Genomic DNA, 3605 nt, shown 5'->3' on the forward strand with positions numbered 1-3605 from the left:
GTTTATTTGTACAGTGTAGCGTAATGGCACATAACAAGCAATTTAATAGGACTATGTAGTTGATCCTATCTAGTGGACACCTTTATTTGAAATAGAGGTGTTTATGCCAGCATATAAAACAGGGAAAAAGACTAATCAGTACAGTGCTGATTTTAAAGCAACAGCAGTAAAGCTTACTCATCATTCTGGAGCTACAGTTAAAGCTATAGCAGAAGCATGGTCGCGGCATACTCTATTAAACCCCTGATATGGTTGGGCTCACTGCTTAACTGTGCGCTTACTTTACCTCAATTTCCGAAATCACTGCTTATTATCAGAAAAACCCTTTTAATGCATTGATTGTTAATATTTTTGACTTTCATATTTCTAAAAACCAATTTTTGCTTGTATCCATATTCAGCTAACGTTCATCTGCAATTAGTTATTATGGCGGAGCGGTCTCTAAGATGGCGGTTAATCTGGATGACAACTTGACGTTTCTTATTTAGACTGACTGTATAATCACGGTCTTGATGACTCTTTGATATCTCTATTATGCGAGGCGGATACATCTTATGAAAATGACTTCTCTGTTGACACTGATAGTTTGCTTACTGTTCTCTTTAACAGCAACAGCAACAGCAACAGCAACAGGTGTTCAGGCCTCAATGACTGCCGCTAACTCGCTGAGCATAGCTGCGCAGCCATCAAAAAAAACGTCTAATAAACTAAAGGTTAGCAGTCGTGAACAGGCGGTTCAATTAGTAAAGCGTCAATATAAAGGGAAGGTACTCAAGGCTCAATCCGCTCGGGTTAACGGCCGGCCCGGTTACAAAGTTAAAATGCTATCAAAAGAGGGGCTGGTATTTTATATCTCCGTTGATGCTCAAACGGGTAGTGTGCTCAGAAATTAGTTTATAGATAAGAAAAACCGTGAGGTCAGAGGAGCGGATAAATGAGAGTACTTTTAGTAGAAGATGAAATTGAGCTACAGACTAACCTTAAACAACACCTAATCGAATTTCGTTATACAGTCGATCTTGCCTCCGACGGAGAGGAGGGACTTTTTCAGGGAAGCGAATACAGTTATGATGCGGCAATTATCGATGTGGGGCTGCCTAAACTCGACGGTATCGCGTTAATTACCCGGCTTCGGGAAAAAGGGATAGACTTTCCGATTTTAATTTTAACAGCGCGCGATAGCTGGCAGGATAAGGTAGAAGGGCTCGATGCGGGGGCCGATGACTATCTCACTAAACCCTTTCACCCTGAAGAGTTAGTAGCGCGGTTAAAAGCTCTGATCCGCCGCTCAGCGGGGAAAGCTAGTCCCCTAGTTTATAATGGCCTATTCAGTATTAATACCAGCAGTCTTGAGGTGAAAAAAGGCGATCAGCTTATTACCTTAAGCGGCTCCGAGTATAAACTGTTTGAATATCTTATGCTGCATCCCGGCGAGGTTAAGTCTAAAACGGTACTTACCGAACATATTTACGATCAGGATTTCGATCTCGACTCTAACGTTATTGAAGTCTTTATTCGGCGCTTACGAAAAAAGCTGGACCCTGATAACGAATACAAGCTTATCGAGACATTAAGGGGACAAGGCTACCGTCTTACTCCATTACCAAAAGCACAGGGTAATGATTTATGAGTAAAAAGTTCAAAAGTGTTAATCTTTTAAAATCGCTTAAAGCTCGGCTTATCGTCAGTGCGCTGTTATTGATATTAGTGCTGATGCCCTTGATTGGATTTACCCTTAATGATGCTTTTAAGCAGCAAGTAAAAAACGCCGCTAAAAATGAACTCAGAGCCTATGTTTATTCGGTGCTTGCGGTGAGCGAAGTCGAGAACAATCAGCTTTTTATGCCAGAGCAATTATTAGAAAACCAGTTTAATGTCATTCAATCGGGTTTATATGCGCTTATCTCGAATACTAGTGTTAAATATGATGCTGTAACAGATAGTTATCCCGAGCCGCCAGCCATGCCGAGTGCCGAAAAAAAGACAATAAACAAAGACACTCCTAGGCTCGTCTGGCAATCTGATTCCTTTCTGGGATTTGCAGCGCCGCGTGACTTGCCACTTCCTGCTACGGGGCAGAGTGAATTTTCCGAGATAGTGCTTGAAGGCAGGCCGCACCTTATCTACAGTTTTAGTGCCAGTTTTGAGCAAAGTGCTGCTGCACAAAATAATGTACAGACACAGCTTCAGCCGTTTCCTATCACAATCCATATCATTAAGGATCAGGCAGATTTTCAGCAGCAGGTCGCTCAATTTAGAAAACAACTTTGGAGCTGGCTACTTATCTTAATGGTATTGCTGGTTATTGTTCAGCTGGTTTGGTTGCTTTGGACTTTGAAGCCCCTTGCCAAATTTACACAGGAGTTGAGCGCTATCGAGCAGGGCCATGCACAGCAGATTAATGAAAATTATCCTTCTGAGTTACACGCAGTGGCCCGGCAACTCAATTCCTTGCTTAATACCGAGCAAAGTCAACGTAAACGCTACCGCAATGCACTGTCAGATCTGGCGCACAGTTTGAAAACACCGCTTTCCGTGATTCAAAGCCAGAAGGCCTTAAGCCGCGCTTCAATCGAGCAGATATCAATAATTAACAGTATTATCGGTCATCAATTAAAACGGGCGCAGACTGCGGCAGGCTCTTCCTGGCACTTAGGGATTAAGGTTAATGCAGTTTGCGATAAGTTAGTCCGAACCTTAGCTAAAATCTACCGTGAACCGCAAATCAGTATCAGTCAAATTGTAGATGCGCAGGCTATTTTTAAAGGCGATGAGGCGGATCTGACTGAAATACTGGGCAATCTGCTGGATAACGCCTGCAAGGCAGCCAAGTCACAGGTTTCGTTGACCGTTAAAAGAACGGCAACGCGGTTAATTATCATCGTTGAAGACGATGGTAAAGGGATCACTCCTGAGCAACAATCGCAAATATTCGAGCGCGGAATTCGCGCCGATTCTTATCAGCAAGGTCATGGTATCGGTCTGGCAATTGTCCGCGATCTGATTGACAGCTACAACGGGCAACTGGCTGTTTCCAGCTCAGCAACGCTTGGCGGCGCAAAATTTGAGTTCAGTTTTGGCCAGGAAGCAAGCTGAATCTATTTAATTTCCATCTTCTGTATTTAATTCAGCTTACGTTCATCTTCAACCTTTTATAGTACCTATACCCAAACGACTTGAAAATGCAGATTCCTGCATCTTCAAGTGGTTTGGGTATATAAAGTTGTAAAAGAGTTTGGAGGGTATATGAATAAATTCACAGCGGCGTGTTATCGGTCATTAACTATCGCACTAATAAATACGCTCATATTAACAGTAACACCGACAGTGCTGATTAAGCATGCCAATGCTCAACCAGTTTTTGCCGAACAGGGCGCATTCAATGAGGCCGAGCTGGCGCAGATTTTAGCGCCTATTGCTCTGTATCCGGATAGTCTGCTGACGCACATCTTAATTGCTTCTACCTACCCGTTAGAGATAGTGCAGGCCAATCGTTGGCGCAACGAAAATAGCCACCTCAGTGCCGAGCAGGCAATAAAAAAGAGCGAACATAAAGGGTGGGAGCCAAGTGTCAGTGCACTGTTGGCATTTCCGAATGTATTGGA

General features: G+C 43.2%; 4 protein-coding genes. All 4 read left to right on the forward strand.

Going from position 1 to position 3605, the window contains the following annotated elements; all coding sequences use genetic code 11:
- Positions 1 to 554 precede the first annotated feature (554 nt).
- Entirely contained in the window at positions 555 to 893 is a 339-nt protein-coding gene (locus tag AC4GME_RS12645; protein WP_490377674.1) for a PepSY domain-containing protein, read from the forward strand.
- Between the two features lie 41 nt (positions 894 to 934).
- Positions 935 to 1630, forward strand: a complete 696-nt coding sequence (locus AC4GME_RS12650) for a response regulator transcription factor (RefSeq protein WP_490377673.1) — start codon at positions 935 to 937, stop codon at positions 1628 to 1630.
- Positions 1627 to 3096, forward strand: coding sequence for an ATP-binding protein (locus AC4GME_RS12655; RefSeq protein ID WP_490377672.1), 1470 nt, complete (start codon positions 1627 to 1629; stop codon positions 3094 to 3096). Before AC4GME_RS12650 ends, AC4GME_RS12655 begins: the two co-directional genes overlap by 4 nt.
- A gap of 150 nt (positions 3097 to 3246) precedes the next feature.
- Positions 3247 to 3605: DUF3300 domain-containing protein (locus AC4GME_RS12660; RefSeq protein ID WP_490379500.1), on the forward strand; the 359-nt coding region annotated here is incomplete at its 3' end.

It is taken from the genome of Psychromonas sp., assembly GCF_983033635.1.

Bases quoted from the DNA above. Each gene is read 5' to 3' on its own strand.
- AC4GME_RS12645 (WP_490377674.1), top strand. From the start codon at position 555: ATGAAAATGACTTCTCTGTTGACACTGATAGTTTGCTTACTGTTCTCT.
- AC4GME_RS12650 (WP_490377673.1), top strand. From the start codon at position 935: ATGAGAGTACTTTTAGTAGAAGATGAAATTGAGCTACAGACTAACCTT.
- AC4GME_RS12655 (WP_490377672.1), top strand. From the start codon at position 1,627: ATGAGTAAAAAGTTCAAAAGTGTTAATCTTTTAAAATCGCTTAAAGCT.